Annotated in this window: 24 protein-coding genes; 13 read left to right on the top strand and 11 right to left on the bottom strand. The window is 49.7% G+C overall.

The genetic code is table 11. The features are described from left to right. The first annotated feature begins 147 nt into the window (after positions 1 to 147). The 4 genes from ACLJPQ_RS07525 to ACLJPQ_RS07510 all read left to right on the top strand — a co-directional run bounded on the left by ACLJPQ_RS07525 (position 148) and on the right by ACLJPQ_RS07510 (position 2,401). The gene (locus tag ACLJPQ_RS07525) at positions 148 to 330 is read left to right on the top strand and encodes a general stress protein (RefSeq protein ID WP_000807657.1); all 183 of its coding nucleotides are present in this window, start codon (positions 148 to 150) and stop codon (positions 328 to 330) included. 89 nt (positions 331 to 419) lie between these two features. Next, positions 420 to 923 carry a ferritin-like domain-containing protein gene (locus tag ACLJPQ_RS07520; RefSeq protein WP_001022822.1) on the top strand — a complete coding sequence of 168 codons (504 nt, stop codon included), beginning with the start codon at positions 420 to 422 and terminating at the stop codon, positions 921 to 923. Positions 924 to 996: 73 nt separating this feature from the next. Beyond that, positions 997 to 1,503 (top strand): ferritin-like domain-containing protein, encoded by a 507-nt coding sequence (locus ACLJPQ_RS07515; RefSeq protein WP_001109977.1) that lies wholly within the window; start codon positions 997 to 999, stop codon positions 1,501 to 1,503. Positions 1,504 to 1,522: 19 nt separating this feature from the next. Continuing rightward, on the top strand, positions 1,523 to 2,401 hold the full coding sequence (locus ACLJPQ_RS07510; protein ID WP_023228356.1) for a manganese catalase family protein: 879 nt from the start codon (positions 1,523 to 1,525) through the stop codon (positions 2,399 to 2,401). Positions 2,402 to 2,482: 81 nt separating this feature from the next. On the opposite strand, the gene ompW is transcribed toward ACLJPQ_RS07510, so the two are convergent. Then, the gene (ompW, locus tag ACLJPQ_RS07505; protein WP_000714798.1) at positions 2,483 to 3,121 is read right to left on the bottom strand and encodes an outer membrane protein OmpW; all 639 of its coding nucleotides are present in this window, start codon (positions 3,119 to 3,121) and stop codon (positions 2,483 to 2,485) included. 337 nt (positions 3,122 to 3,458) lie between these two features. On the opposite strand from ompW, the gene ACLJPQ_RS07500 reads away from it, so the two are divergent. The 4 genes from ACLJPQ_RS07500 (at position 3,459) to yciA (ending at position 5,790) form a co-directional block, all read left to right on the top strand. Continuing rightward, positions 3,459 to 3,863, top strand: a complete 405-nt coding sequence (locus ACLJPQ_RS07500) for a YkgJ family cysteine cluster protein (protein ID WP_000114955.1) — start codon at positions 3,459 to 3,461, stop codon at positions 3,861 to 3,863. Between the two features lie 25 nt (positions 3,864 to 3,888). Then, positions 3,889 to 4,632, top strand: coding sequence for a YciC family protein (locus tag ACLJPQ_RS07495; protein ID WP_000028507.1), 744 nt, complete (start codon positions 3,889 to 3,891; stop codon positions 4,630 to 4,632). A 56-nt stretch (positions 4,633 to 4,688) separates the two neighbouring features. Beyond that, entirely contained in the window at positions 4,689 to 5,228 is a 540-nt protein-coding gene (locus tag ACLJPQ_RS07490; protein WP_000808682.1) for a septation protein A, read from the top strand. A gap of 160 nt (positions 5,229 to 5,388) precedes the next feature. After that, on the top strand, positions 5,389 to 5,790 hold the full coding sequence (gene yciA / locus ACLJPQ_RS07485; RefSeq protein ID WP_000210317.1) for an acyl-CoA thioester hydrolase YciA: 402 nt from the start codon (positions 5,389 to 5,391) through the stop codon (positions 5,788 to 5,790). A gap of 59 nt (positions 5,791 to 5,849) precedes the next feature. On the opposite strand, the gene tonB is transcribed toward yciA, so the two are convergent. Further along, on the bottom strand, positions 5,850 to 6,578 hold the full coding sequence (gene tonB / locus ACLJPQ_RS07480) for a TonB system transport protein TonB (RefSeq protein WP_001525247.1): 729 nt from the start codon (positions 6,576 to 6,578) through the stop codon (positions 5,850 to 5,852). A 223-nt stretch (positions 6,579 to 6,801) separates the two neighbouring features. Here tonB and ACLJPQ_RS07475 point away from each other — a divergent pair, with 223 nt between their 5' ends. After that, positions 6,802 to 7,098 (top strand): YciI family protein, encoded by a 297-nt coding sequence (locus ACLJPQ_RS07475; protein WP_000967605.1) that lies wholly within the window; start codon positions 6,802 to 6,804, stop codon positions 7,096 to 7,098. 43 nt (positions 7,099 to 7,141) lie between these two features. On the opposite strand, the gene ACLJPQ_RS07470 is transcribed toward ACLJPQ_RS07475, so the two are convergent. After that, on the bottom strand, positions 7,142 to 7,315 hold the full coding sequence (locus ACLJPQ_RS07470) for a YciY family protein (protein ID WP_001531561.1): 174 nt from the start codon (positions 7,313 to 7,315) through the stop codon (positions 7,142 to 7,144). 142 nt (positions 7,316 to 7,457) lie between these two features. On the opposite strand from ACLJPQ_RS07470, the gene cls reads away from it, so the two are divergent. Both cls and ACLJPQ_RS07460 read left to right on the top strand, forming a co-directional pair. Further along, positions 7,458 to 8,918, top strand: coding sequence for a cardiolipin synthase (gene cls, locus ACLJPQ_RS07465; RefSeq protein WP_000206886.1), 1,461 nt, complete (start codon positions 7,458 to 7,460; stop codon positions 8,916 to 8,918). A 33-nt stretch (positions 8,919 to 8,951) separates the two neighbouring features. Beyond that, positions 8,952 to 9,281, top strand: coding sequence for an HI1450 family dsDNA-mimic protein (locus ACLJPQ_RS07460; protein ID WP_000425070.1), 330 nt, complete (start codon positions 8,952 to 8,954; stop codon positions 9,279 to 9,281). A gap of 47 nt (positions 9,282 to 9,328) precedes the next feature. On the opposite strand, the gene ACLJPQ_RS07455 is transcribed toward ACLJPQ_RS07460, so the two are convergent. The 7 genes from ACLJPQ_RS07455 to ACLJPQ_RS07425 form a co-directional block, all read right to left on the bottom strand. Then, a complete protein-coding gene (locus ACLJPQ_RS07455) occupies positions 9,329 to 10,165 on the bottom strand; it encodes an ion transporter (protein WP_000059074.1) in 837 nt (278 codons plus the stop codon). Positions 10,166 to 10,212: 47 nt separating this feature from the next. Beyond that, positions 10,213 to 11,217 (bottom strand): murein tripeptide/oligopeptide ABC transporter ATP-binding protein OppF, encoded by a 1,005-nt coding sequence (oppF, locus tag ACLJPQ_RS07450; protein ID WP_080184745.1) that lies wholly within the window; start codon positions 11,215 to 11,217, stop codon positions 10,213 to 10,215. Then, complete coding sequence (locus tag ACLJPQ_RS07445) at positions 11,214 to 12,221, bottom strand: ABC transporter ATP-binding protein (protein ID WP_000058857.1); 1,008 nt, start codon at positions 12,219 to 12,221, stop codon at positions 11,214 to 11,216. Before ACLJPQ_RS07445 ends, oppF begins: the two co-directional genes overlap by 4 nt. Positions 12,222 to 12,232: 11 nt before the next feature. Further along, positions 12,233 to 13,141, bottom strand: coding sequence for an oligopeptide ABC transporter permease OppC (gene oppC / locus ACLJPQ_RS07440; RefSeq protein ID WP_000979653.1), 909 nt, complete (start codon positions 13,139 to 13,141; stop codon positions 12,233 to 12,235). 14 nt (positions 13,142 to 13,155) lie between these two features. Next, positions 13,156 to 14,076, bottom strand: coding sequence for an oligopeptide ABC transporter permease OppB (gene oppB / locus ACLJPQ_RS07435; protein WP_000911097.1), 921 nt, complete (start codon positions 14,074 to 14,076; stop codon positions 13,156 to 13,158). 121 nt (positions 14,077 to 14,197) lie between these two features. Continuing rightward, on the bottom strand, positions 14,198 to 15,829 hold the full coding sequence (gene oppA / locus ACLJPQ_RS07430; RefSeq protein WP_001521098.1) for an oligopeptide ABC transporter substrate-binding protein OppA: 1,632 nt from the start codon (positions 15,827 to 15,829) through the stop codon (positions 14,198 to 14,200). 763 nt (positions 15,830 to 16,592) lie between these two features. Then, complete coding sequence (locus ACLJPQ_RS07425; RefSeq protein WP_000615840.1) at positions 16,593 to 17,240, bottom strand: YchE family NAAT transporter; 648 nt, start codon at positions 17,238 to 17,240, stop codon at positions 16,593 to 16,595. A gap of 476 nt (positions 17,241 to 17,716) precedes the next feature. On the opposite strand from ACLJPQ_RS07425, the gene adhE reads away from it, so the two are divergent. Next, entirely contained in the window at positions 17,717 to 20,395 is a 2,679-nt protein-coding gene (gene adhE, locus ACLJPQ_RS07420; protein ID WP_000301678.1) for a bifunctional acetaldehyde-CoA/alcohol dehydrogenase, read from the top strand. Positions 20,396 to 20,591: 196 nt separating this feature from the next. On the opposite strand, the gene tdk is transcribed toward adhE, so the two are convergent. Further along, positions 20,592 to 21,209, bottom strand: a complete 618-nt coding sequence (tdk, locus tag ACLJPQ_RS07415; RefSeq protein ID WP_000068100.1) for a thymidine kinase — start codon at positions 21,207 to 21,209, stop codon at positions 20,592 to 20,594. Between the two features lie 662 nt (positions 21,210 to 21,871). Here tdk and hns point away from each other — a divergent pair. After that, positions 21,872 to 22,285 (top strand): histone-like nucleoid-structuring protein H-NS, encoded by a 414-nt coding sequence (hns, locus tag ACLJPQ_RS07410; protein WP_001287383.1) that lies wholly within the window; start codon positions 21,872 to 21,874, stop codon positions 22,283 to 22,285. Positions 22,286 to 22,392 lie beyond the last annotated feature (107 nt).

The raw sequence follows: 22,392 nt of genomic DNA, 5'->3' as shown, positions 1-22,392 counted from the left end.
TCTAAACCATTTTTTGTGCGTTATTTACGCGGTAAATCACAACTATTTCCGTCAATTTGACTAATCGGTTTAACCAACTAATTTTAATAGGGTGTCGACACGGTTAAAACCGATTTTTTCAGCAAGCAACGAGACAGGAGAAATAATATGGCCGAACATCGTGGTGGTTCAGGAAATTTCGCCGAGAATCGTGAAAAAGCATCTGAAGCGGGCCGCAAAGGCGGTCAGCATAGCGGCGGGAATTTCAAAAACGATCCGCAACGAGCTTCTGAAGCCGGTAAAAAAGGTGGTCAGAATAGTCACGGCGGGCGTAAATCCGATAATTCCTGATTTACTGTAATGTAAATATAACACATGCTTTTATCAAGCAATCTGCGAGTCTTCTGGCTCGCAGTATTTTGCCCAGGAGAATTAGATTTATGAATATCAAAACCGTTGAAGACCTTTTTATCCATCTACTTTCAGATACCTATAGTGCAGAAAAACAATTAACCAAGGCTCTTCCTAAACTTGCCAGAGCCACGTCCAATGAAAAATTAAGCCAGGCCTTTCAATCTCATCTTGAAGAAACCCAGGGTCAGATTGAACGTATTGATCAGATCGTCGAATCTGAATCTGGCATTAAACTGAAAAGAATGAAATGCGTCGCTATGGAAGGGCTGATTGAAGAAGCCAATGAAGTCATCGAAAGTACGGAGAAAAACGAAGTACGCGATGCAGCGCTTATCGCCGCGGCGCAAAAAGTCGAGCATTACGAAATCGCCAGCTACGGCACGCTAGCCACCCTGGCCGAGCAACTCGGCTATAGCAAGGCATTAAAACTGCTCAAAGAAACCCTCGACGAGGAAAAACAAACTGATTTAAAACTTACCGATTTAGCAGTCAGCAATGTTAATAAAAGTGCTGAACGCAAATCGAAATAATATTTTTAATTATCAGCTTGCATGATTCCGATTTTATTATCGGAGCAGATTATCACGCATTGAGGAATTTAAAATGAATTATACTGAACATTATCATGACTGGCTTCGTGACGCCCATGCCATGGAAAAACAGGCAGAATCGATGCTTGAATCTATGGCCAGCCGTATTGAAAATTATCCTGATATAAAAGCCAGAATTGAACAACATATTAGTGAAACCAAACATCAAATTACCATGCTCGAAGAAGTGTTGGACCGTAATGGCATTTCCCGTTCGGTGTTGAAAGACTCCATGAGTAAAATGGCAGCAATGGGGCAATCTATCGGTGGCATGTTCCCTTCCGATGAAATTGTCAAAGGCTCAATTAGCGGTTATGTTTTCGAGCAGTTCGAAATTGCTTGTTATACCTCCCTGCTGGCGGCGGCAAAAAAAGCTGGCGACACTGCCTCAATCCCGACGATTGAAGCCATTCTGAAAGAAGAAATGCAAATGGCTGACTGGCTGATCAAACATATTCCGCAGACAACGGAACAATTTTTACTGCGATCTGAAGCAGATGGCGTTGAAGCCAAAAAATAAATAATAAGCAGGAGGCAATATGTTTCGACACGTAAAACAACTTCAATATACTGTGCGAGTGAGCGAACCTAATCCTGGATTAGCGAACCTGCTGCTGGAACAGTTTGGCGGCCCGCAGGGCGAACTGGCGGCCGCCTGCCGCTATTTCACGCAAGGTTTAAGCGATGATGATGCCGGTCGTAGAGAGATGTTAATGGACATCGCCACCGAGGAGCTGAGTCATCTGGAAATTATCGGCTCACTGGTAGGAATGCTTAATAAAGGCGCTAAAGGCGAGCTGGCGGAAGGCACCGAAAGCGAAGCGGAACTTTATCGCTCGCTGACGCAGAATGGTAATGACAGCCATATCACCTCTCTGCTGTATGGCGGCGGCCCTGCGTTGACAAACTCCGGCGGCGTACCGTGGACCGCGGCTTATATTGATACTATCGGCGAAGTCACAGCCGATCTACGCTCAAACATCGCGGCAGAGGCGCGAGCGAAGATTATTTATGAACGCCTGATTAACCTGACCGACGATCCTGGCGTAAAAGACACGCTCAGTTTCTTAATGACCCGTGAAGTCGCGCACCAGCTCTCTTTTGAAAAGGCGCTGTATTCGATTCGTAACAACTTCCCGCCGGGTAAATTACCGCCGGTAGAACAGTATACCGACGTGTACTACAACATGTCGCAAGGCGACGATCCGCGAGGTAGCTGGAATAGCGATGAGAACTTCAACTATGTCGCAGAACCGATGCCTGCTGTTGATGGCGGCGATGGCCTGGCGACAGTGAAATTGCCGCGCGAGCAGATGGCGCTGCTCAAAGCGATGGCAGAAAGAACGAAATCGGCCCCCACCGTTGATCCTCTCACTGGCGCAGAACTAGGCTGCGGCGAACCGAAAGAAGACAAGTGAGTTCCGACAAGTAAAATCCGTGTGTCATGTCCTTTTTTGACCCCGCCTGGCGGGGTCTTTTTTCGTCACAACATCACGCGATTAGAAACGATAGCCTGCCGAGAACATAAATACCCATGGGTCCAGACGCACGCTGTCATGCTGCTGCACGCCGCCCATTTTATAATTGGCGGTAGTATCAATATCCATGTACCAGACAGAGGCGCCAATTAACCAGTCGCGGTTAATCAGGTAATCTACCCCAACTTGCCCTGCCGCGCCCCAGGAATCCTTAAAGCTCAGATCGGACAGCCCGGTCTTTTTACCATTATCGTTAAAGTCGTTATCGAAGAAGGTGGTGTAGTTCACCCCCACGCCGACATAAGGACGCACTTTGCTGCTGGAATCGCCGAAGTACCACTGCGCCATTAACGTTGGCGGTAACAGGTGGACCGTGGCGATATCGCCCGTCGCGCCCGTACCCACCTTATGGCGGAACGGCGTAGCCGCCAGCAATTCAACCCCGATATTGTCCGTCGCCATGTAAGTGAATGTCAGGCCGAGTTGCGTGTTATTACTCACATCAAACCCGTTTAAATGCCCCAGCGTACCACCCGCCCCTTCTGTAGGTCTGACGGTTGCCGGACCTGCACGCATAAAGAATTCTCCGGCTTCGTGCGCGAACGCGCTGCCTGAGAGAAGAGTTGTTAACGCCAGTGCCGCCACTGTAAATTTTTTCATACCCGCTCCATCGTTATGGTTATAAAAGCGTGATGAATATACCCACAATGAAGTAATAAGTGATCTAACACAGATCACATTTGTTCTTATAATTTAACATTTATTGATCCAGATTAATTTAGAACTTGTATTGAAAATCCTGGTTATAGGAATTCAGATCAATTTTGACATATTCACGCTATGCAAATATTTGTCTGCTCCTGTTGCCCTGGCGATAAAGGCTGGCTAAGGTAATCAATGTCCCGCAATGGCGCGTGGCGTTAAGATTCGCGAACACTGCGGGACAGATTAATTTCCGTTGTAATCTATTGATACGTGAGTTTTTTGCAGGTGAATCATGAGCGTTCTTAACCCATGCATGACATGCGGTGCCTGTTGTGCCTATTTTCGTGTCTCCTTTTATTGGGCTGAAGGCGACGATGCCAGCGGACGCGTTCCGGCATCATTAACCGAGCCTGTTACCCCTTTTTTACGTTGTATGGCCGGTACCAACCAAAAACAGCCGCACTGTAAAGCGCTAATTGGCACGCCGGGTGAAAACGTCAGTTGCGCTATTTATGAAAACCGCCCTTCAACCTGTCGCGAATTTTCGATATCGGGCGAAGGAGGCGAAGTGAATGAGGCGTGCAATCGCGCCCGCGCACGATACGGATTACCGCCGCTTTACAAAGATATGCTTTTCCATACAACTGCTGATGCTGCCACTGTAGAGTTATCCAGGGTACAATTGCCCGCAAATTAACACCTGCAAAACTCAAGGAGAGTGCATGTCTATCACGGCGAAGTCCGTTTACCGTGACGCCGGAAATTTTTTCCGAAATCAATTTATTACTATCTTGCTGGTTTCGTTGCTGTGCGCATTTATCACGGTGGTCTTAGGTCATGCCTTTTCACCCAGCGATGCGCAAATCGCGCAACTCAGTGAAGGAGAACATCTGGCAGGCAGCGCTGGCCTGTTTGAGCTGGTACAAAATATGACGCCGGAGCAGCAGCAGATCCTGTTGCGCGCCTCTGCCGCCTCGACGTTTTCCGGGCTTATCGGCAACGCTATTCTGGCCGGCGGTATCATCCTGATGATTCAGTTAGTTTCAGCGGGACATCGGGTTAGCGCGCTGCGCGCTATCGGCGCCAGCGCCCCTGCATTGCCTAAACTGTTTATTCTCATTTTTCTGACTACCCTGTTAGTGCAAATCGGTATAATGCTGATTGTCGTTCCGGGGATTATTATGGCCATTGTGCTGGCGCTTGCGCCAGTGATGTTGGTTGAAGAGAAAATGGGCGTGTTTGCCGCAATGCGCAGCAGTATGCGTTTAGCCTGGGCTAACATGAGACTGGTCGCGCCCGCGGTGATAGGCTGGTTACTGGCTAAAACATTGCTATTGCTGTTCGCGCCCAGCTTCGCTGTACTGACCCCAAATGTAGGCGCTGTACTGGCGAATACGTTGAGCAATCTGATTTCCGCAGTATTGCTTATCTACTTATTCCGCCTGTATATGTTGATTCGCCAATAATCCGCAATGCGCCGTTACGCGGCGCATTCGACGCTCGTTGATGATGGAATCGAAGAATGAAGCAGTTTCTGGATTTTTTACCGCTGGTTGTCTTTTTTGCGTTTTATAAACTTTATGACATCTATGCGGCGACCTCCGCACTGATTGTCGCGACGGCAATCGTGCTGATTTATAGCTGGGTGCGCTATCGGAAAATAGAGAAGATGGCGCTGATTACCTTTGTTCTGGTTGCCGTCTTCGGCGGTCTGACGCTCTTCTTCCATAACGATGAATTTATTAAATGGAAGGTGACGGTTATTTATGCGCTGTTCGCCGGCGCGCTGTTAATAAGCCAGTGGGTGATGAAAAAACCGTTAATCCAACGTATGTTAGGTAAAGAACTGGCGTTGCCGCAGCAGGTCTGGTCAAAGCTGAACCTGGCGTGGGCGCTGTTTTTTATTGCGTGCGGTCTGGCTAACATTTATATCGCCTTCTGGTTGCCGCAAAATATCTGGGTTAACTTTAAGGTCTTTGGACTCACGGCGCTGACGCTCATTTTTACCCTGCTGAGCGGCGTCTATATCTACCGGCATCTGCCACAGGAAGATAAATCATAACCCTCCCGTGACTTATCATCGCCAGACTGCGAACGCCTGGCGATATTTTCTCCGCCTTTACGCCCTGCGCTTTCCCGTCAGTACCTTTATTCCCACTATTCTCCACACAAAATTCATAGTAGCATCGCGGCTGTAATTTTTTCTGATAGTCGGTTTTACAATGACAACAATGGATAATACTCCTCAGGGCGAGCTGGTTTTACGTACATTGGCCATGCCTGCCGATACCAATGCGAACGGCGATATTTTTGGCGGCTGGCTGATGTCGCAAATGGATATTGGCGGTGCGATACTGGCCAAAGAGATCGCGCACGGTCGGGTTGTAACCGTACGCGTGGAAGGAATGACATTTCTGCGCCCCGTCGCGGTTGGCGATGTCGTATGCTGCTACGCGCGCTGCGTTAAACGCGGTACGACGTCTATTAGCATAAATATTGAAGTCTGGGTGAAAAAAGTCGCGTCAGAACCGATTGGACAGCGCTACAAGGCCACCGAGGCGCTGTTTATTTATGTTGCCGTCGATCCGGACGGTAAACCTCGCCCGCTCCCGGTTCAGGGTTAAGTATACCCGCTTACGCCGCCAGCAGGTGATGGTATATTCCTGGCTGGCGGCGCCAGAGATTACTCAATCTGCGCCGTACCGTTCAGACGGAAGATAATATTGACCACCAGCCCGGAACCCGGCTTGCCTGCTTCATAGCGCCATTTTCGCATCGCATTCTTAACTTCACGCTCAAACATATTGGCTGGCTGCGCGGATAGAATCTGTACATTTTCCACTCGCCCAGCAGAGGTCACGTCAAACTTCACCTTTACGCGGCCTTCAATACGTAACGCCTGTGCTCGCGCCGGATACTGCGGCTGGTTACGGCTCAGAGCGCGAGGTCCAGTGGGCACGCTCACCGCCGGCTTGCTGGTCGCCGATGCGGTGCTGCTTGTTGGCCGCGCCGGGGCGCTATTTTCAAACGGTGAGGCAGGACGCGGCGCAGCCGGTTTGACTTCGCGCTTCGGCTGCTCTTCAACCTTTTTCACCGGTTCCGGTTTCGGTTTTGGCTTGGGTTTTGGCTTAGGTTTGGGTTTCTCAATCACCACGGGCGCTTCTTTAGGCGGTTCAGGGATCGGCTCTGGCTCCGGTTCGGGTTCAACCACCGGCTCCGGCGGCGGCTGAACCGCCTGGGGCGGCTCCAGGTCAGCGGGTGAAACCATTGTCACCGTGATAGGCTGCGCTGGCGCAGGCAATTCAATAACCTGATGTACCGAGGTATAGAGCAAACCTGCCACTACAGCACCATGAATGCCTACGGAAAGGAGTGTCGGCCAGGGAAAGCGACGAGGTAAATCAAGGGTCATTGAAGTCATAATCGTTTCAGTTGAAAAACCAGAGCTGAATTTTAAATGCAAATAGCAATCATATTCAATAAGGCATTGCCGATAGCGGCATTTAAAAGATGATATCGCGCAAAAATAACACACAAAATGTGCATGTTTAACAAAGTCGGTATCTTTACATTGCAGTTAAATGCCCTTTCCAATAACGTAATCAGCAACTTTTACCGATTAAGGAGCTCTACCCGTGCTGTATGTTATTTACGCTCAGGATAATGCCAACTCGCTTGAAAAACGCCTCTCGGTACGGCCCGCGCATCTGGCGCGCCTGCAACTTCTGCATGATGAAGGGCGATTATTAACTGCCGGGCCGATGCCCGCAGTGGACAGTAACGATCCTGGGGTAGCCGGATTTACCGGGTCAACGGTGATTGCTGAATTTGAATCTTTAGAAGCGGCGCAATCCTGGGCTGATGCGGACCCCTACGTCGCAGCGGGCGTCTATGCGCAGGTTTCGGTCAAACCGTATAAGAAGATCTTTTGAAAAGGATGGCCTGTTGGGCACCGCATACGGTGCCCTTTCTGGCTCACACACCGTGAATCGCAAAGAGTAATGAATTACGCTGACGATTAAAGATGCATTTCCTGATGGTATGGATACGCATATTACGGCGTGATTGCCCTTCAAGCCAACGCGCTTTACGGCGGCTCGCCTGACGTAGCATTCGCCAGCGCCCCACTTCCGTTCTACTACGCTTCATGTTTACGACTCTCACTGTAACAGAAGCGCCATTATACCCCCTCGCCGGATGCAGACCAGCGCTTTTCCCGTGTTTTTATTTGCCATGTGAATCCTGACGCGTAAACTCTTAACAACACGCTTTCTAAAGGATTTTTAAAGTTATGACAACCTTCTACACCGTGGTGAGTTGGCTGGTCATTTTGGGATACTGGGTTCTCATTGCCGGCGTCACATTACGTATTCTAATGAAACGGCGCGCAGTTCCCTCCGCAATGGCCTGGTTGTTAATCATCTATATCCTTCCGCTGGTCGGGATCATCGCCTATTTGTCCGTGGGCGAATTGCATTTAGGCAAACGTCGCGCCGAGCGTGCCCGCGCCATGTGGCCGTCTACCGCCAAATGGTTGAATGACCTCAAAGCCTGCAAACACATTTTCGCGCAAGAAAACAGTAGCGTCGCATCGTCCTTGTTTAAGCTGTGCGAACGACGTCAGGGGATTGCGGGCGTCAAAGGCAACCAGTTGCAATTGCTTACCGACTCCGATGATGTCATGCAGGCGCTTATTCGCGATATCCAACTGGCGCGGCATAATATCGAAATGGTGTTTTACATCTGGCAGCCAGGCGGCATGGCGGATCAGGTCGCTGAATCGCTAATGGCCGCCGCCCGCCGCGGCATCCACTGCCGGCTTATGCTGGATTCCGCGGGTAGCGTCGCTTTCTTCCGCAGCCCCTGGGCGGCCATGATGCGTAACGCTGGCATTGAAGTCGTAGAGGCGCTGAAGGTGAATCTGATGCGCGTCTTTTTACGCCGTATGGATCTTCGCCAGCACCGTAAAATGGTGATGATTGACAATTACATCGCCTATACCGGCAGTATGAATATGGTGGACCCGCGTTTTTTCAAACAGGATGCCGGCGTTGGACAATGGGTCGATTTGATGGCGCGGATGGAGGGGCCCGTGGCGACAGCAATGGGGATTGTTTACTCCTGCGATTGGGAAATCGAGACGGGTAAACGCATTCTGCCTCCCCCGCCGGATGTGAATATTATGCCGTTTGAGCAGGCCAGCGGGCATACCATTCATACCATTGCTTCCGGTCCTGGATTTCCGGAAGATCTCATTCACCAGGCACTATTAACCGCCACCTATGCTGCGCGCGAATATTTAATTATGACCACGCCATATTTCGTCCCCAGCGACGATCTGCTGCACGCCATTTGTACCGCTGCGCAGCGCGGCGTGGATGTCAGTATTATCCTGCCCCGTAAAAATGATTCACTGCTCGTCGGCTGGGCCAGTCGCGCCTTTTTCAGCGAGTTACTGGCGGCGGGCGTGAAAATCTATCAGTTCGAAGGCGGGCTGTTGCATACCAAAAGCGTGCTGGTCGATGGCGAACTGAGCCTGGTCGGTACCGTGAATCTCGATATGCGTAGCCTGTGGCTTAATTTCGAGATTACGCTGGTCATTGATGATACGGGTTTCGGCGCCGATCTGGCTGCGGTACAGGACGATTATATTTCGCGCTCCCGCCTGTTAGATGCGCGTTTGTGGGTAAAACGTCCGTTATGGCAGCGTATTACCGAGCGATTGTTTTACTTCTTTAGTCCATTGCTGTAAAACGTGACCAACATGAGTAAACAGGTAGTCACTATGGAAATGGATCTGAACAATCGCCTGACTGAAGACGAAACGCTTGAGCAGGCTTACGATATTTTTCTTGAGCTGGCGGCGGATAATCTTGATCCGGCTGATATCATTCTGTTCAATTTGCAATTCGAGGAGCGCGGCGGCGCGGAGTTGTTTGATCCCGCTGAAGACTGGCAAGAGCACGTCGATTTTGACCTGAATCCAGACTTTTTTGCCGAGGTGGTAATTGGCCTGGCGGATACCGAAGACGGCGAAATTAACGACATTTTCGCCCGCGTTCTGCTGTGCCGGGAAAAGGACCACAAGCTGTGCCATATTCTCTGGCGCGAATAAGCGGTTCAGGCCGGACGGCGTCTGATTGCGCCCTCCGGCAAGCCTGTTTAATCCGGTAGCTTACTGCCGCATCGGTTACAATATTGCGCGCTATGTTCATGCTGGCTTTGCTGGCACTGCGGACATTTTCGCTGCCAGTGACGTTTTTGAAACGCGCTGCTCATGTGCGTGGTAATCAGTCCTGTAGGAATCGCAATCACCGAATAACCAATCAAAATAAGCACCGACGCGACAATACGTCCCAGCGGCGTATGCGGCGTAATATCACCGTACCCCACGGTTGTGACTGTCACTATCGCCCAATACACCGAGGCATTAAGCGTCGTGAAGCCATATTTCGGTCCTTCAATAAGATACATCAGGGCACCGAAAATAATCATCACGATCGCAATAAATGAATAGAACAGAATAAGCTGATGACGCGCGCTAATAATGGCGCTCCAGAATACGCGCAGGGATGGCATAAAGCGTAGCAGTTTAAGAATACGCAGCACGCGAATCGCTCGCATAGCACGCCAGGCAAACATATAGTTCAGGCTAATTTCCGGCCACAGCCACATGACGTACAGCGGCAAAATCGTCACCAGATCAATAAATCCCCAGAAACTAAAAACGTATTTTGCCGGTTCGGGCCAGCTAAACAGTCTGAGCAAGTATTCACCGGTAAATATCAGGGTAACGCAGAGCTCCAGCCAGACAAAAATATGCCATTCATCAAATGTCAGGTGATATTCCGTTCCTACGCCTGATTCAACAAAAATGACCAGTACGCTAAGCAGCGCAAACAGCGCGCATAACCCTTCAAAACGGCGACCTGAGCGCGTAGTCAAATCGAACAGATTATGATAAAGACGACGGCGAACCGACGACAAAGAAAGTGACACGGTAACCTCACCTAAAAGAAGGGCTGACGAATTGTCAGCCCTTGCGATTATAACGGGTCTACTTTAAGGCAGGAAACGGCATGGCGAAAACTCCCTTCCAGCACCGGTCGCGTTTGCGCGCATTCTGGCCCGGCTATCGGACAGCGTGTACCGAACACGCAGCCGGAAGGCGGGTTAATGGGCGAAGGTAATTCGCCCTCCAGCAATTGTATCTTCTTATTTCGCTCCAGATCGGGATCGGGAATCGGTACCGCCGACATCAGCGCTTTGGTATAAGGATGCAGTGGATTATGGTACACCTCATCATAGGTGCCCAATTCTACTGCATGACCGAGATACATCACCAGGACACGATCGGATATGTGCTTTACGACCGCCAGATCGTGCGCAATAAAAATCAACGACAGCCCCATCTCTCGCTGTAACTGCTGGAGCAAATTCACCACCTGCGCCTGAATAGAAACGTCCAGCGCCGACACCGGCTCATCGCAAATAATAAGCTTAGGTTCCAGGATCAACGCCCGGGCGATACCGATGCGCTGGCACTGCCCCCCGGAAAATTCATGGGGATAACGGTTAATGAGATTCGGCAGCAGCCCCACTTTCAGCATCATGGCTTTCACGCGGTCACGCACGTCCTGGCGCGAAAGTTTAGGATGATAAGTGCGCAGCGGTTCAGCGATAATTTCGCCAATCGTCATTCGCGGGTTGAGTGACGCCAGCGGGTCCTGGAAAATCATCTGGATATCGCTGCGCACCTCGCGCCACTCATCCGCTTTCATGCCCAGCAGATCTTTTCCCAGCCAGGCGACTTTACCGTCTGTCGCCTTCACCAGACCAATAATGGCGCGCGCAAACGTCGACTTGCCGCAGCCGGATTCACCCACCACGCCAAGCGTTTCGCCTTCATACAGGCGTAGCGTAACGCCGTCCACCGCTTTCAGAGTTTTCGGCGGTTGCCAGAACCACTGCTTCCCTTCTTTGATATCAAAATGTACTTTCAGATCGGCGATTTCGAGGAGAACTTTACGTTGTTCAATCACAGCATTCATAGCAGTTCCTCCACCGGTTTAAAACAGGCGCGCAAGCGACCAGGACTAAACGCTTCAAGTGGCGGCGCATTATTGCAGATCTCCATCGCATGAGGACAACGCGGCTGGAACGGACAACCTTTAGGCAAACGCAATAAATTGGGAGGATTGCCCGGAATCGTCAACATTTCCGCCCCCTCGCTATCCAGACGCGGCACCGCATTAAGCAGGCCTATCGAATACGGATGAACGGGCTGATAAAAGACATCGCGCGCCTTACCGTATTCCATGGTACGCCCGGCATACATTACCAGGACCTTATCGCAAATACCCGCGACCACGCCCAGATCGTGGGTAATCATGATAATGGCGGTATTAAATTCGCGCTTTAGCTCATTAAGCAAGGTCATAATCTGCGCCTGCACGGTAACATCAAGCGCGGTGGTAGGCTCATCGGCAATAAGCAGTTTCGGCCTGCACAACAGCGCCATCGCAATCATCACACGTTGACGCATTCCGCCGGAAAATTCGTGCGGGTACATTTTCATCCGTTTGCGCGCTTCCGGCATTTTTACGGCATCCAGCATTCTGACGGACTCTTCAAAAGCTTCCGCTTTGCTCATTCCTTTATGCAGCATCAGGACTTCCATTAACTGCTCCCCAACGCGCATATAAGGATTTAGCGAGGTCATCGGGTCCTGAAAAATCATCGAAATCTGTTCTGCGCGCAGCGTATTCAGTTCGCGCTCAGGTAGATTAAGAATTTCACGTCCGTTAAAGGTCGCGGAACCGCCGATTCGACCATTCGTCGCCAGCAGTCCCATTAATGCGAACGCCGTTTGCGATTTCCCCGATCCAGACTCGCCAACAATGCCTAACGTTTCTCCAGCGCGAAGCGTAAAGTTCAGATCGTTGACCGCCGTCACATCGCCATCAGGCGTAGCGAACGTAACACGAAGATCATTTACCTCCAGCAGTACATTCGCCGGTTGCGGCGCCTGAGTTGCGGTTTCTGATAAGCTCATGGCTGTACTCCTTAACGATCTTTCGGGTCGAGGGCATCACGCAGGCCATCGCCAATAAAGTTAAAACAGAATAACGTCACCACGAGAAAGCCAGCCGGAAACAGCAGCAGCCACGGTGAGACTTCCATTGAATTTGCGCCATCGCTCAACAACGCTCCCCAACTGCTTAACGGTTCCTGCGTCCCAAGCCCCAGGAAACTGAGGAAAGACTCAAACAGAATCATGCTGGGCACCAGCAACGATGCATACACTACCACTACGCCCAGGACGTTAGGCACAATATGGCGGATCACAATGCTGGCGGTCGACACACCTCCCACCTGCGCGGCTTCGATGAACTCTTTACGTTTAAGACTTAGGGTTTGGCCACGCACGATACGCGCCATATCAAGCCAGGAGACCATGCCGATAGCGACGAAAATCAACAGAATGTTCTGCCCAAAAAACGTCACCAGCAAAATCACAAAGAACATAAACGGGAACGAGTTGAGGATCTCCAACAACCGCATCATTACAGAATCAATTTTGCCGCCCAGATAGCCGGACAGCGAGCCATACAGCGTTCCGACAATGACCGCCACCAGCGCGGCGGCAATCCCGACCATCAATGAGATACGCCCGCCGATGGCAACGCGCACCAACAGATCGCGCCCGGAAGAGTCAGTGCCGAAATAGTGGCCGGACGCCATATCCGGCGCGCTGGACATCATGCCCCAGTCGGTATCGAAATAGGTAAATTGCGACAGCATAGGCGCTACTGTCACGAACAGGGCTATCAGAAACAGGACAATAAGACTGGCCACCGCCGCACGGTTATGCATAAAGCGCCGACGGGCATCTTGCCAAAGGCTGCGACCTTCCACCTCCAGCTTTTCACTGAAATTTTCCAGCGTCTCGCTGTTTTTCTTACTTAACATCATCGCGAGCTCCAGTATCAATAGCGAATTTTCGGGTCGATAACGGCATAGAGCACATCGACAATGGCGTTAAACAATATGGTCAGCGCCCCGACTAAAATGGTCAAACTTAACACCAGCGAGTAATCGCGGTTGAGCGCGCCATTAACGAAAAGCTGCCCAATGCCCGGTAAGCCATAAATCGTTTCAATCACCATTGAGCCGGTAATAATGCCGACAAAGGCTGGCCCCATATAGGATAAAACCGGCAGCAGCGCAGGTTTTAGCGCATGGCGGAAGATGATTCTGCGCATCGGTAATCCTTTTGCCCGCGCGGTACGAATAAAGTTCGAATGCAGAACTTCAATCATTGAGCCGCGCGTAATACGAGCGATGCTGGCAATATAGGCCAGTGAAAGCGCGACCATCGGCAGGATCATAAATTTTAACGCCCCGCCGTTCCAGCCGCCGCCAGGCAGCCATTGCAAGGTTATCGCAAAGACCATCACCAGCAGCGGCGCCACCACAAAACTGGGGATAACGACGCCGGTCATGGCAAATCCCATCACCGTATAATCCCATCGCGTATTTTGCTTTAGCGCGGCAATCACGCCAGCGCTGACACCAATAATGACCGCCAGCAAAAAAGCGGCGGCGCCAAGTTTCGCCGAAACGGGGAAGCTGGCGGCAACCAGATCGTTGACCGTGTAATCTTTGTATTTAAACGATGGTCCAAAATCGCCATGCGCCAGCTGCTTCAGGTAGCTGAAGTACTGCGTCATGATGGGATCGTTCAGATGATATTTTGCTTCAATATTGGCCAGCACTTCCGGCGGCAATGCGCGCTCGCCGGTAAAAGGACTCCCCGGCGCGAGGCGCATCATAAAGAAAGAGATGGTAATAAGAATAAACAGCGTCGGAATCGCTTCCAGACAGCGGCGTAAAATAAATTTCAACATTGCCCGTACCTTCTGGCCTGTGCCTTTACTTCCCGGACGTGACAAAAGATCCGCCAGGGAAAGTTATAGTGCGATGAAAAAAGACACCATGGGACAACCGCAGTTGTCCCATGTCTTGCCATTAATGTTTGATAATATATAAGTTTTTCACATAAATATTATCCAGCGGGTCTTTACCGGTATACCCGCCCACCCAAGGTTTCACCAGGCGCGCGTTAACGTAGTAATACACCGGCACAATAGCCGAGTCTTTATCTAACTGCTGCTCCGCTTTAGCGTAGAGTTCGCTGCGCTGCGTATCGTCCGCCACTTTCAGCGTGTCGGCAATCAGCTTATCAAACGCCGGGCTCTTATAATGCGCGGTGTTATTTGAACTGTCGGACAACATGGTATTCAGGAACGAGGTCGGTTCATTATAATCTGCGCACCACCCGGCTCTGGCGACATCAAAGGTGCCCTGATGACGGGTATCCAGGAAGGTTTTCCATTCCTGATTCTCCAGATTCACATTGACGCCCAGATTTTTCTTCCAGATAGACGCCACGGCAATAGCCAGTTTTTTATGCAGATCGGAGGTGTTATACAGCAGGTCGAATGTTAAGGGCTTATCCGCCGTAAAGCCGGCTTCAGCCAACAATTTCTTCGCTTCTTCATTACGCTTTTGCTGGGACCATTTGAACCACTCAGGCTCTACTAGTTTTGCGCCATCGGTATACGGCGGCGTATAGCTATAAGCGGGTAAATCGCCCTGATTTTTAACCTTATTAACAATAATGTCGCGATCTAACGCCAGTTTCAGCGCGGTACGCACGCGGACATCGTTAAACGGCGCTTTTTGATTATTAATTTCGTAATAATAGGTACACAAATAAGGGTCTACGCGGACTTCATTCGGGATCTCTTTTTTCAGTTTCTGGAATAATTCGATCGGCATATTGTTATAAGTCATATCGATCTCGCCGCTGCGGTAGCGGTTAACATCCGTCACCTCCGAAGAGATAGGCAAATAAGTCACCTGATTGATGACGGTTTTGGCGTTATCCCAGTATTGCGGGTTACGCTCCAGCACGATACGTTCGTTCACCACCCAGTTTTTTAACTTATAAGCGCCGTTAGTGACAATATTGGCCGGTTGCGTCCATTTATCGCCAAATTTTTCGACCGCCGATTTCGGTACAGGAGACACTGAAGGATGGACCAACAATTTGTAGAAATAAGGTACTGGCTCACTTAAGGTCACTTCAAAGGTGTGATCATCAAGCGCTTTTACCCCCAGATCGGTGGCGGGTTTTTTACCGGCGATAATGTCATCGATATTAGCGATATGACCGTATTGCAGATAGCTGGCGTACGGCGATGCCGTATTAGGATCGGCCAGGCGTTGCCAGCTATAAACGAAATCATGGGCGGTGACGGGCGTACCATCTGACCATTTCGCATTTTCACGTAGATGGAATGTCCAGACTTTAAAATCTTTATTTTCCCATTTTTCCGCGACGCCCGGTGAAGGATGCCCCTCGACATCACTAATTAATAAGCCTTCGAAGAGGTCACGGCTGACGTTCGATTCCGGCACGCCTTCAATTTTATGCGGGTCGAGAGACTGCACTTCTGATCCGTTATTACGTACCAACGTTTGCTTGTCGGCTAACTGAACGCCGGCGGGCACGTCTGCCGCAGTCGCGGCGCTGGCGGCGATGAGCGCAGTGAGTATTCCCGCTGCAATCAAACTTTTTTTCGTGATGTTAGACATTGTGTTTGTACTCCACTCATTATAATTACTGGTTTTTACCAGCCTGTTTAATCCCGTCAGGGTTCCTGTACAGCACTGGTGGTGTACTGCCAGGTCTGTCACTGCTTTTGCTATCACCGACTTTATTTATTCTGACGATTCGTTCGATCGCCTTTCGTCGATTCGGTATACGACGTACCTGCCCACGTCGCACGTTATTTCTGACAACCATCTAAATGAAAATAGTTATCAACAATGTGAAATCTTCTGCAAAATGTTTGGCCGAAAAGTATCAAATGCGTTTCTGAACCGCCAATTCATTTTACAATTTTGTTAACCAATTCTCTTTTATGGAAAATTTCCTGCCCAGAAAAACAGTTAAAGAATGTTAAAAAATTTTAATTTATTATTTATAATCAATAACTTGAAGGAAAATCATCTCTCTGTCACATCGTAGATCATGCCTTCGGCAGAAAACACACACAAATTTAACAAATGCTCATTATTTAGCACATTCATCTACGATGGAGCTGAAACAACTAATAACATTTCAATAATCCTTCATCAAGCCCCAGAGTATGGTGTGAATAAAATAACAGACCTACCGCTTCTCACGGACTCAGTAATGTTCATAATAGTTTGATTAATAAAAATAAATAGCGTTAGATTATATTAGTATTTTTTATCATTTAAACGCTGAATGCTTATCAAAGTAAGAAGTGTTACGTGGGAATGTCACAAGGCGGCCCCTTAGGGCGCCGCCTGTAAATCAACAGGTGGGTGTTTAGTTGAGCAAGCCGGGGAAAATGCCTTTTATTCCTGTGACAATAAATTCGATGCCGAGCGCCATTAACAACAACCCCATGATTCGGGTAATAACGTTGATACCGGTTTGCCCCAGCAAACGAACCAGCCACGGCGCCATACGGAACACGCCCCAGCAGCAAAGCGCAAAAAGCGCAATGGCAACTGAAAAGCCAAGCAAATGCGCGATGCTGTGATAACGCGTCCCCCAGACGATAGTGGAGCTAATCGCCCCTGGCCCTGCCATTAACGGCAGCGCTAACGGCACAACGCCAATGCTCTCGCGTATGGCCGTCTCTGACTTTTCTTGCTTGTTTTGTTTATCTTCCCCCAGCTTCCCGCTGATCATCGACATTGCAATGGTGACAACCAGGATACCGCCCGCAATTCTGAACGAATCAATAGAAATACCAAAGAGTTGCAGGATGCCATCGCCGAGGAATAAGGAACTCCACAAGATAATCGCAACCGACAGATTCGCGGTGAGGTTAGTTTTATTACGCGCCGTGGCCGTCTGGTAGCTGGTCATGCTGATGAAAACGGGGATAATCCCCACCGGGTTAACCAGCGCAAAGAGCCCGATAAAGAACTTAAAGTAAACAGGAAAATCAAAAAGCGGTTGAATCACGGTTAGCTCCGAAGCGTTAGCCGGATGAAGTCAATGTTCGTTAATGATCAAAACGCGCAGAAGATACGCCTTTTATTCGCATAGTTCACCTCTTATCTATACCTAATTTCATCCATTCATCGCTGTTATTTATATGTACTCGTTATGCTAATCCACTTACTCTTCATGACAACGATTTCTTAACAATTTACATAAAAGGCTAAAATGGCCTGCTGAAAGGTGTCAGCTTTGCGTAATCTTGATTTAGATCACACAATCGCTACTCAGAAGTGAGTAATCTTGCTTACGCCACCTGGACGTAACGCGTTAGAGTTAAATGATACTAACGCAGAAGCTCTTTTAGTAAATCAGAGCGAAACGGACGTTAAGTAACCACCTGAATTTCAGGCATTTATACAAAGTATCGTCGATCTGTCTATACTCACGTATCGCGCAGATGATTTACTAAAAAAGTTTAACATTATCAGGAGAGCATTATGGCTGTTACTAATGTCGCTGAACTTAACGCACTCGTAGAGCGTGTAAAAAAAGCCCAGCGTGAATATGCCAGTTTCACTCAAGAACAGGTCGACAAAATCTTCCGCGCCGCCGCTCTGGCAGCCGCTGATGCCCGCATTCCGCTGGCCAAAATGGCCGTCGCCGAATCCGGTATGGGTATCGTGGAAGACAAAGTGATTAAAAACCACTTCGCTTCTGAATATATTTACAATGCTTATAAAGATGAAAAAACCTGCGGCGTGCTGTCTGAAGACGACACCTTCGGGACCATCACCATTGCTGAACCTATCGGCATTATTTGCGGTATCGTTCCAACCACTAACCCAACCTCTACCGCGATCTTCAAATCGCTGATTAGCCTGAAGACCCGTAACGCCATCATCTTTTCTCCGCATCCGCGCGCTAAAGAAGCAACCAACAAAGCGGCAGACATCGTTCTGCAAGCGGCTATCGCTGCCGGCGCGCCGAAAGATCTGATTGGCTGGATCGATCAACCTTCCGTAGAACTGTCTAACGCGTTGATGCACCACCCGGATATTAACCTGATCCTCGCCACTGGCGGTCCAGGCATGGTTAAAGCAGCATACAGCTCCGGTAAACCTGCTATCGGCGTAGGCGCAGGCAACACCCCGGTTGTCATTGATGAAACCGCGGATATCAAACGCGCTGTGGCGTCTGTTCTGATGTCTAAAACCTTCGATAACGGCGTAATCTGTGCTTCTGAACAGTCTGTTGTCGTTGTTGATTCCGTCTATGATGCCGTTCGCGAACGTTTCGCCAGCCACGGCGGCTACATGCTGCAGGGCCAGGAGCTGAAAGCGGTTCAAAACGTTATCCTGAAAAATGGCGCTCTGAACGCCGCTATCGTCGGTCAGCCAGCCTACAAAATTGCTGAACTGGCAGGCTTCTCCGTACCAGAAACCACCAAGATTCTGATCGGTGAAGTTACGGTCGTTGATGAAAGCGAACCGTTCGCACACGAAAAACTGTCTCCGACTCTGGCGATGTACCGTGCGAAAGATTTCGAAGAAGCGGTAGAAAAAGCAGAAAAACTGGTCGCTATGGGCGGTATCGGTCACACCTCCTGCCTGTACACTGACCAGGATAACCAGCCAGAACGCGTTGCTTACTTCGGTCAGATGATGAAAACCGCGCGTATCCTGATCAACACCCCGGCCTCTCAGGGTGGTATCGGTGACCTGTACAACTTCAAACTCGCACCTTCCCTGACGTTGGGTTGTGGTTCCTGGGGTGGTAACTCCATCTCTGAAAACGTTGGTCCGAAACACCTGATCAACAAGAAAACCGTTGCTAAGCGAGCTGAAAACATGTTGTGGCACAAACTTCCGAAATCTATCTACTTCCGCCGTGGCTCTCTGCCCATCGCGCTGGATGAAGTGATTACTGATGGCCACAAACGTGCGCTCATCGTGACTGACCGCTTCCTGTTCAACAACGGCTATGCAGACCAGATCACCTCTGTGCTGAAAGCGGCTGGCGTTGAAACCGAAGTCTTCTTCGAAGTTGAAGCAGACCCGACGCTTTCCGTTGTTCGCAAAGGCGCTGAGCTGGCTAACTCCTTCAAACCGGACGTGATCATCGCGCTGGGCGGCGGTTCCCCGATGGACGCCGCGAAAATCATGTGGGTCATGTACGAACATCCGGAAACTCACTTCGAAGAACTGGCGCTGCGCTTTATGGACATCCGTAAACGTATCTACAAGTTCCCGAAAATGGGCGTGAAAGCGAAAATGATCGCCGTCACCACCACTTCCGGTACCGGTTCTGAAGTCACACCGTTTGCGGTTGTGACCGACGATGCAACCGGTCAGAAATATCCGCTGGCTGACTATGCCCTGACCCCGGATATGGCGATTGTCGACGCCAACCTGGTGATGGATATGCCGAAGTCCCTGTGTGCGTTCGGTGGTCTGGATGCGGTAACTCACGCCCTGGAAGCTTATGTTTCCGTACTGGCTTCTGAGTTCTCTGACGGTCAGGCTCTGCAGGCCCTGAAACTGCTGAAAGAAAACCTGCCGGCGTCTTACCACGAAGGGTCTAAAAACCCGGTTGCGCGTGAACGTGTTCACAGTGCAGCGACTATCGCCGGTATCGCGTTTGCCAACGCCTTCCTCGGTGTATGTCACTCCATGGCGCACAAACTGGGCTCTCAGTTCCACATTCCGCACGGTCTGGCGAACGCCCTGCTGATTTGTAACGTTATCCGCTACAACGCGAATGACAACCCGACCAAGCAGACCGCTTTCAGCCAGTACGATCGTCCGCAGGCACGCCGTCGTTACGCTGAAATTGCTGACCACCTGGGCCTGAGCGCGCCGGGCGACCGTACCGCCGCTAAGATTGAAAAACTGCTGGCATGGCTGGAAAGCATTAAAGCTGAGCTGGGCATTCCTAAGTCTATCCGTGAAGCAGGCGTGCAGGAAGCTGACTTCCTGGCACACGTTGACAAACTGTCTGAAGATGCCTTCGATGACCAGTGCACCGGCGCTAACCCGCGTTATCCGCTGATCTCCGAACTGAAACAGATTCTGCTGGATACCTACTACGGTCGTGATTTCACCGAAGGTGAAGTTGCAGCGAAGAAAGACGTCGTTGCCGCACCGAAAGCAGAGAAAAAAGCGAAAAAATCCGCTTAATTCGTTATCTGCTTTAGCATGACAATAACGGCCTCAATTGAGGCCGTTTTTTTGTTTTACCTGTTTATCTGATGCCTGAAGGCGCTATGCTGATCATCTGGCCTACGTGCTCACGGCACGCCCTTCGTCAGGAGGCCTGAATAATGACCTCCAAAGCGCTACAGGGCGTTTTATAAGCCGATCTTTACCTCAGGTATCATATGTGCCGATGACGCTCCTGAATCGCCGTCAGTGAGCCCTCCTCCAGCGCGTCCTTATAATGCTTACGGCAAACTGAAACGTAGCGTTCATTCCCGCCAATAACCACCTGTTCGCCTTCGTTATAAGGCCTGCCGTCCTGATCAAGGCGCAGCACCATACTGGCTTTACGACCGCAGAAACAGATAGTTTTTAATTCCACCAGCTTATCTGACCATGCCAGCAAGTATTGGCTGCCGACAAAGAGCTCCCCACGAAAGTCTGTTCGTAGCCCATAGCAGAGTACTGGAATATCTAATTTGTCGACAACCTCGGATAATTGATAAACCTGCTGGCGAGTCAAAAACTGGCTTTCGTCGACTAACACGCAATGTATTGTCTGCCGCTCGCTCTCGGCACGAATCTCTTCAAACAAGGATGTATTTTGGTTAAACAATTTTGCCGGCGACGACAAACCGATACGAGAGCTGACTTTGCCTGCGCCAAAACGATCGTCGATTTCCGCCGTATATACGACGGTACGCATCCCGCGTTCCTGATAATTGTATGAAGATTGCAGCAGTGCAGTCGACTTACCCGCATTCATTGCCGAATAGTAGAAATATAGCTGTGCCATTGGTCGCAGGACCTCACCTGAGTGAAATAAAGATTGGCGGGATTGTACCATAATTTACCGACGCGACGGCGCGGCTCGCGCTCCGGTGAGTATTAAAAATTGTACAAACATCGCTCACTATACCCAAAATAATTCGAGTTGCTTAAAGGCGGCAAGGGAGTGAGTCCCCAGGAGCATAGATAACTATGTGGCTGGGGTGAGCGAGCGTAGCCAACACATAAGCAACTTGAAGTATGAAGGGTATATACACATTCCTTCACAAATTATGCCGTTAAAATTCATCAACAATGCTTATCATCACCCGCCAATATGAAAACCTTGTACTTATTGTTACCGTTACTCATACCCGGTGCAAAGTAATAGGGTTTTCTTGTAAGGAAAGCTAATACAAGAGATTGATATCTCTGCAATGAGATCGTATTTCATCATGATAAAATGTGACCTGACTCCTAAATTTTTAGCGACAGACGGTGAGTATCCCCCCTGCCAATAAGCTCTTTTTTGTGCGGCGCCTCAAGGAAAATTTAAGTTGAGATAATTAAAACGTGTGCTTAATAAAGCGTAATTTTGAATTCCTTACATTCCTGGCTATTGCACAACTGAATTTATCGCTCTATTATTAGCTCAACAAACCACCCCAATATAAGTTTGAGATTACTACAATGAGCGAAGCACTTAAAATTCTGAACAACATCCGTACTCTTCGTGCGCAGGCAAGAGAATGTACTCTGGAAACGCTTGAAGAAATGCTGGAAAAATTAGAAGTTGTCGTTAATGAGCGTCGTGAAGAAGAAAGCGCTGCTGCTGCTGAAGTGGAAGAACGCACTCGTAAACTGCAACAGTATCGTGAAATGTTAATTGCCGACGGCATTGACCCGAATGAACTGCTGAATAGCATGGCTGCCGCTAAATCCGGTACCAAAGCTAAACGCGCAGCTCGTCCGGCTAAATATAGCTATGTTGACGAAAACGGTGAAACTAAAACCTGGACTGGCCAGGGTCGTACACCGGCTGTAATCAAAAAAGCAATGGAAGAACAAGGTAAGCAACTGGAAGATTTCCTGATCAAGGAATAATTTACTTCCTGGATGCTTAAAATCCCGCCGCTGGCGGGATTTTTTTTGCCTGAGTTCTCCGCTGACGACCCCAGGCATAAAAAAAGCGCCGGATTTACCAGCGCTTC

The sequence above is a fragment of the Salmonella sp. SAL04213 genome (assembly GCF_046550535.1).
GTDB lineage: Bacteria > Pseudomonadota > Gammaproteobacteria > Enterobacterales > Enterobacteriaceae > Salmonella > Salmonella enterica.
Note: the sequence above shows the minus strand (reverse complement) of the source record. Positions and strands in the feature narration are given on the sequence as shown.